The 6,694-nt window shown below is 67.6% G+C and carries 7 protein-coding genes; 4 read left to right on the top strand and 3 right to left on the bottom strand.

Going from position 1 to position 6,694, the window contains the following annotated elements:
• The first annotated feature begins 137 nt into the window (after positions 1-137).
• The 3 genes from gshB (at position 138) to CMO28_RS17350 (ending at position 2,188) form a co-directional block, all read left to right on the top strand.
• Positions 138-1,079, top strand: a complete 942-nt coding sequence (gshB, locus tag CMO28_RS17360) for a glutathione synthase (protein WP_062766913.1) — start codon at positions 138-140, stop codon at positions 1,077-1,079.
• A gap of 19 nt (positions 1,080-1,098) precedes the next feature.
• Positions 1,099-1,452 (top strand): arsenate reductase (glutaredoxin), encoded by a 354-nt coding sequence (gene arsC / locus CMO28_RS17355; protein ID WP_296715572.1) that lies wholly within the window; start codon positions 1,099-1,101, stop codon positions 1,450-1,452.
• Between the two features lie 184 nt (positions 1,453-1,636).
• Positions 1,637-2,188 (top strand): helix-turn-helix domain-containing protein, encoded by a 552-nt coding sequence (locus CMO28_RS17350; RefSeq protein WP_296715571.1) that lies wholly within the window; start codon positions 1,637-1,639, stop codon positions 2,186-2,188.
• A 24-nt stretch (positions 2,189-2,212) separates the two neighbouring features.
• Here CMO28_RS17350 and fghA read toward each other — a convergent pair whose 3' ends face one another.
• The 3 genes from fghA to CMO28_RS17335 form a co-directional block, all read right to left on the bottom strand.
• Positions 2,213-3,067, bottom strand: a complete 855-nt coding sequence (fghA, locus tag CMO28_RS17345; protein WP_296715569.1) for an S-formylglutathione hydrolase — start codon at positions 3,065-3,067, stop codon at positions 2,213-2,215.
• Between the two features lie 19 nt (positions 3,068-3,086).
• Positions 3,087-4,199, bottom strand: a complete 1,113-nt coding sequence (locus tag CMO28_RS17340; protein WP_296715567.1) for an S-(hydroxymethyl)glutathione dehydrogenase/class III alcohol dehydrogenase — start codon at positions 4,197-4,199, stop codon at positions 3,087-3,089.
• 66 nt (positions 4,200-4,265) lie between these two features.
• Complete coding sequence (locus CMO28_RS17335; protein ID WP_296715565.1) at positions 4,266-4,967, bottom strand: GntR family transcriptional regulator; 702 nt, start codon at positions 4,965-4,967, stop codon at positions 4,266-4,268.
• 193 nt (positions 4,968-5,160) lie between these two features.
• Here CMO28_RS17335 and CMO28_RS17330 point away from each other — a divergent pair, with 193 nt between their 5' ends.
• Positions 5,161-6,693, top strand: coding sequence for an alkaline phosphatase family protein (locus CMO28_RS17330; protein WP_296715563.1), 1,533 nt, complete (start codon positions 5,161-5,163; stop codon positions 6,691-6,693).
• Position 6,694: the final 1 nt, after the last annotated feature.

Below are 6,694 nucleotides of genomic sequence, written 5' to 3'. Positions count from 1 at the left end.
CATCTTCCGCCCCGCCCGGATCCACCATGTCCATCTTCCGCCCCGCCCGGATCCACCATGTCCATCTTCCGCCCCGCCCGGATCCACACCATATCGGCCGCCACAGGCTTCATCCGCGCTGAGGAGTTTCCCGTCCCATGAGCCTTGCCGTTGCGGTCCAGATGGACCCGATCCAGTCGATCGACATCAATGCCGACAGCACCTTCGCCCTGATGCTGGAGGCCGAGCGCCGCGGGCACAGCCTGTTCTACTACCTGCCCCGCGATCTGGCGCTGCGCGACGGCCGGGTCACCGCCCGCGGCCACGAGGTCACCGTGCGCCGCATGGCCGGCGATCATTTCCGCCTGGGAGCGCTGGAGCTGCGCGACCTGACCACCATGGACGTCGTGCTGCTCCGCCAGGATCCACCCTTCGACATGGCCTATATCACCACCACCCATATCCTGGAGCACGTCCATCCGAAAACGCTGGTGGTGAACGACCCGCAGTCGGTGCGCAATGCACCGGAAAAGCTGCTGGTGACCCATTATCCCGAGCTGGCACCGCCCACCCTGATCACCGCCGATGTCCAGGCCCTGCGCGATTTCCGGGCCGAGCACCGCGACATCATCCTGAAGCCGCTCTACGGCAATGGCGGCGCGGCGGTGTTCCGCATCCGCCCGGACGACGAGAACTTCAACAGCGCGATCGAGGTGTTCAGCCGGCTGGGCCGCGAGCCGATCATCGCCCAGCGCTATCTGTCCGACGTGCGCAAGGGCGACAAGCGCATCATCCTGGTCGATGGCGAACCGCTGGGCGCCATCAACCGCGTGCCGGCCGAGGGAGAGGCCCGGTCGAACATGCACGTCGGCGGCCGCCCCGAACCCACGGCGCTGACCGCCCGCGAGCGCGAGATCTGCGAGGCGATCGGCCCGGAACTGCGCCGGCAGGGGCTGATCTTCGTCGGTATCGACGTGATCGGCGACTATCTGACCGAGATCAACGTCACCTCGCCCACCGGCCTGCAGGAGATCGAGCGCTTCGACGGCACCAATCTCGCCGCGGCGATCTGGGATGCCATCGAAGCGAAGCGCAGCTGAACCGGAACGGATATCCATCATGACCACCGACGAGATCGTGATCTGGCACAACCCGCGCTGCTCCAAGTCGCGTGCAGCCCTGGAACGGATCGAGGCCCGCGGCCTGGCACCGCGCGTGGTGCGCTATCTGGACACCCCGCCCCCGGCCGAAGAAATCGCCCGCGTCGCCGCGGCGGTGGGCGGGGCCAGGGCCCTGATCCGCAAGGCCGAACCCGAATACAAGGGGCTTGGCCTGGACGATCCGGCGAAGGATGACGACGCCCTCGTCGCCGCCATGGCCGCAACGCCGCGGCTGATCGAGCGCCCGGTGGTGCTGCGTGGCGGCCACGCTGTGGTCGGCCGCCCCACCGAGGCCATCGACGCCCTGCTCTGAGCCGGCGACACCATGGCGGCCGCACCTCCCCCCGGCCGCCATATACCGCCGGTCGAATTATCACAACATGGCACACGCCTTGCTTTGTATCTCGCATGGCGATTGATATGTAGCGCGATCCTCACGAAATGTGCTTCAATCTGAGGTGGAAGCACGATCGCACTCTGCCGACGGGAGGACGTGGATGGAGCTGCTGTATTCCGGCACGACCGTTTTGTGGGACGCCGATGGCCTGTGGGAAGACGATGGCGACGATCTGGCGCCGTCGTCACGTCCACGGCGCGGAAAGGTCGCGGAGGAGGTTTTCGCAGCGGCGGTCGGCCGACGGATCCGTACCATCCGCAGGGCGCGTGGACTGACCCAGCAGCGCTGTGCAGCGGCGCTCGGCATCAGTTTTCAGCAACTTCAGAAGTACGAAAAGGGCCGCAACCGCATCGCGGCCAGCACCCTTGTCCTGCTGGCGGAGGTTCTGGAGGTGGCGCCGTCGGCCCTGCTGGACGATACCACCGATCCGATGACGGTACCGCCGCGCCGCCGCACGCCCGAGCGCAGCGAACCGGACCTGCCCCGGATCGAGGCTGTGTCACATCCGCTGGCCCGGCGGGCGATCGCCGACCTGATCCGGGCGCTGACCGATCCCGACGCCCCGGCGCATCCCGACAAGAGCCATCGGGAGAAGGATGGGGATGGGAACGAGAACGGGGATGGAGATGGGGATGGGCCGGGCGAGAGGTGATCCCGCCCGGCCCGATCGGGGATATCAGTCCCTGAGTGCCGCCGCATGCCAGCGGAGATGGTCTTCCATGAAGCTGGCAATGAAGTAATAGCTGTGGTCATAGCCGTCGCGCCGGTTGAGCGTCAGCGGCTGGCCCGCCGCATTGCAGGCGGCTTCCAGCAGGTCGGGCTTCAGCTGGCTGGCGACGAACCCGTCAGCCATGCCCTGGTCGACCAGGATATGCGGGCAGCGGGCACCGTCTTCGATCAGGGCGACGGTGTCATGGGCCCGCCAGCGGCTGCGATCGGGCCCCAGATAGCCGCCCAGCGCCTTTTCGCCCCAGGGGCAGTTCAGCGGCGACACGATCGGCGCAAAGGCCGAGACCGAGCGGAACCGACCGGGATGGCGCAGCGCGATGGTCAGCGCACCATGCCCGCCCATTGAATGCCCCATGATGCCCTGGGCATTCATATCGGCCGGGAAGGCCCCGGCGATCAGCTGCGGCAGCTCGTCCGAGATGTAAGAGAACATCCGGTAGTTGCGCACCCAGGGCGCTTCGGTGGCATCGACATAAAAGCCGGCCCCCAGACCGAAATCCCAGGCCCCCTCCGGATCGTCGGGCACCGTCTCGCCGCCGTCGTCCACCCCGCGCGGGCTGGTATCGGGGGCGACCAGCATCAGCCCCAGCGCCGCAGCCATGCGCTGGGCACCGGCCTTGACGGTGAAGTTCTCTTCCGTGCAGGTCAGCCCCGACAGGAACCAGACCACCGGCACCGGCCCCTGCTCTGCCTGCGGCGGCACGAAGACCGAGAACCGCATGCGGGTGCGGGTCTCGGCCGACGCATGGGCATAGATCCCCTGGGTACCGCCGAAGCAGCGGCTGGTGGAGATCGTCTCCATGTCTTTCACGATCATCGGATCAGTAGACCACGACCGAGCGGATCGACTTGCCTTCATGCATCAGATCGAAGCCGTGATTGATCTGATCCAGCGGCATGACATCGGTGATCAGTTCGTCGATGCGGATCTTGCCCTGCATGTACCAGTCGACGATCTTCGGCACGTCGGTCCGGCCGCGGGCACCACCAAAGGCCGAGCCGCGCCAGACCCGGCCGGTGACCAGCTGGAAGGGACGGGTGGAGATTTCCTGCCCCGCCTCGGCCACACCGATGATGATCGACTGGCCCCAGCCGCGATGGCAGCATTCCAGGGCCTGACGCATCACGGTGGTGTTGCCGGTGCAGTCGAAGGAGTAGTCGACGCCGCCGCCGGTCAGATCGGTGATCGCCTGCACGACCTTGTCGGCACCGACCTCCTTGGGGTTGATGAAGTGGGTCATGCCGAACGCCTCGGCCATCGCCCGTTTCGCCGGGTTGATGTCGACACCGATGATCCGGTCGGCGCCGACCATCTTCGCGCCCTGGATCACGTTCAGGCCGATGCCGCCCAGGCCGAACACGGCCACATCGGCACCCGCTTCGACCTTGGCGGTGTAGAGCACGGCACCGATGCCGGTGGTGACGCCGCAGCCGATATAGCAGACCTTGTCGAAGGGCGCGTCCTCGCGGATCTTCGCAACCGCGATCTCGGGCATCACGGTGAAGTTCGAGAAGGTCGAGCAGCCCATATAGTGGTAGATCGGCTGGCCCTTGAGCGAGAAACGGCTGGTGCCGTCGGGCATCAGCCCCCTGCCCTGCGTGGCGCGGATCGCGGTGCACAGATTGGACTTCTGCGACAGGCAGGTCTTGCACTGGCGGCATTCGGGCGTGTAGAGCGGGATCACATGATCACCGGGCTTCACCGAGGTGACGCCGGCACCGACCTCGCGGACGATGCCCGCGCCCTCGTGCCCCAGGATGCTGGGGAACACGCCCTCGCTGTCCTTGCCCGACAGCGTATAGGCATCGGTATGGCAGATGCCGGTGGCCATGATCTCGACCAGAACCTCGCCCTCTTTCGGACCTTCCAGGTCGAGCTCGACGATCTCGAGCGGCGTGTTCGGCGCGAACGCGACGGCGGCGCGGGTCTTCATCCGGTCTCTCCTCGGGCGGCTGCACGGGGGAGCCGGGCAGGCGGCCCCCATGCGGCGTGGTCAGGCTTACATTCTGAATTCGACGGCATCGAACCGCCAGTATTCATGGTCGATCTCGATGACATTGCCCATCTCGTCGACCTTGATGCGGCGGATGTACACCCCCGGCGCACCCGGGGCCAGTGCCAGAACCTCGAGCACCTCTCCGGCCAGCCGCACGGGGCGGACCAGAAGATTGCGCTGGCGGGGCCGGATGCCGAAATCCTCTTCCCAGACCTCGGTGGTGGAGCGCCCACGCCATTGCGTATCGGCGACCGGCCCGAGGCGGGGGTTGTAGAAGGTTTCCTCGACATAGACCCGCACCCCGTCGAGCGCCCCCCAGGCGAAGGTGCGCAGCAGCGGCGTGCCGGGCGGAAGCCGCATCGCCCGGGCCTCGGGCCCGGGGGCGGGCACCATGTCGCGCTGCAGCGACTGCCAGCCCGGATCCCGCCCCTGGTCGCGGGCGGCGCGGGCGAAGTTGACATGGTTGACCGGGTCGAAGGCCAGGCGGGGCGGGGTGGCGAACCAGCCCCGGCGATCCAGCCGCATCACCCGCCCTTCGCCTTCCAGCGCCATCAGGGCATGGCGGACGAGATTGCGGTCCAGCAGGAGCTGGCGCGCCAGATCCCGTTCCGAGGGCAGCTTGTCCCCGGGCCGCCAGCGGCCCTCGTCCAGCCCGTCGCTCAGATGGGTTTTGGCCTTGAGATAGATCGGGTCGCGCAGGGTCATCCGCTTGTCCGTCGGGGAAAATCCGCCCAACCTAACAGCAGCGCGCCCCCCCTCGCCAGAGCCGATGAGGGCGCCGATACCTGGTTTAAACCAGACAGGACTGGGCAGGCCGATCACAGAGGTGCAACATGATCCTGCTATGTCACCTCCTCCCGATCCTCTCGGCAGCCGCCGCCACCGGAGCCCGCCCCCCATGCGCTTTCTGCTGATCGGCCTAGACGGCCTGCGCCCGGAACTCGTCACCCACGATCGCATGCCGGTGCTGACGGCGCTGCTGGAGCGGGGCACCGTGCTGGCCCGCCATTCCGCCGCCTTCCCGACCGAGACCTATGTCAACCTGCCGACCCTGGTGACCGGCGCCCGGCCATCAGGCCATGGCATGGTGGCGAACTTCTTCCTGGACCCCCGGGTCGACGCCCGCGAGCGCTTCGAGGGCTATGACGTCGCCAAGATCGAGAAGGCGACCGCGGCCTATGACGGCCGGCTGTTCACGACCCCGACCCTGGGCGAGATTCTGGCGGCCAACGGCCGGCGGCTGAAGGTGCTGTCGGCCAATTCCGCCGGCAGCGTGCGGCTGAAACAGCCGATGACCGGGCTGGACGCGCTGTGCCTGTCGGTCCACCAGCCCGAGAGTTCCTTCCCCGAGGCCGAGGTGCGGGCGATCCTGGACGAGGTGGGCCGGCCCGAGGCGCCGAAGCAGTATCCGGACCTGGCCGGCACCCGCTGGATGACCGACGCCTTCCTGACGGTCATCACCCGCGACCTGCCGGACGTCACCATTCTGTGGTATGGCGAGCCCGACAATGCCTACCATGTTTTCGGCATCGGATCCGAAACCTCGCTGGGCGCGATGCGGGCGGTGGACGAGCAGATCGGCCGGGTTGCGGACTGGTGGGAGGCCGAGGGTCGGGCCGCGGGCGTGCAGCTGATTTTTGTGTCTGATCATGCACATGTTACCCAGACCCGGCGCTTCGATCTGGCGGCGGCGCTGCGGTCGGCGGGGTTCAGGGTCGACCGGCACCTGGCCGACGGGGCCGATGTGGCCCTGATTCCGGGCTATTGCGGAAACATGCTGGTGCGTGATCGTTCCCCGGCGCTGGCGGCGAAGGTGGCGGCAGCCCTGATGGAGATGGACGAGATCGGCATGGTGTTCTCGGCCCCCGGCCGGGACGGGGTGGAAGGCCAGGCCCCGGGGACCTTCGACCGGCGGCTCGCGGGCATCGACCATGCCCGGGCAGCCGATCTTGTTTTCGTATTGCGGAACTTCGACGAGCCGGACCAGTGGGGCCTGACCGGGACCTGCCTGCATGACAACGGCCTGGGCGACGGGGTGGGCATCCATGGCGGGCTGCACCCGAAAGAGATCCTGAGCCTGGGGGCGCTGGTCGGCGACCGCTTCCGGAGCGGGGCCAGAATCGAGACCGCGACCGGCACCGCCGACATCGTGCCGACCATGCTGGCGATGATGGGGCTGGAACATACGATCGCACCCGGTCCGCATGGCGGTCGCCCGGTGTGGGAAGCGATGACCCCAGCTGACGGATCGGCTATGAATATGGGCCGAAATAGCCGAATCGGCTATTTCTCGGAGAGACACGCCGAACTGGTCGCCGAACCCGAGACGGTTCAGAGCCTGACCGTGGGCACCGGGCGGTTCGCCCAGCGGCTGGACCGCCGGCTGCGCGGGGGGCGGGCCCATATCGAGGCCGGGCGGCGGATCGGCTGAG

Source organism: Tistrella sp. (assembly GCF_002684955.1).
In the GTDB taxonomy this organism is placed as follows: Bacteria; Pseudomonadota; Alphaproteobacteria; order Tistrellales; family Tistrellaceae; genus Tistrella; species Tistrella mobilis.
The sequence above is the reverse complement of the archived record's forward strand: the minus strand, read 5'-3'. Positions and strand labels throughout refer to the sequence as shown.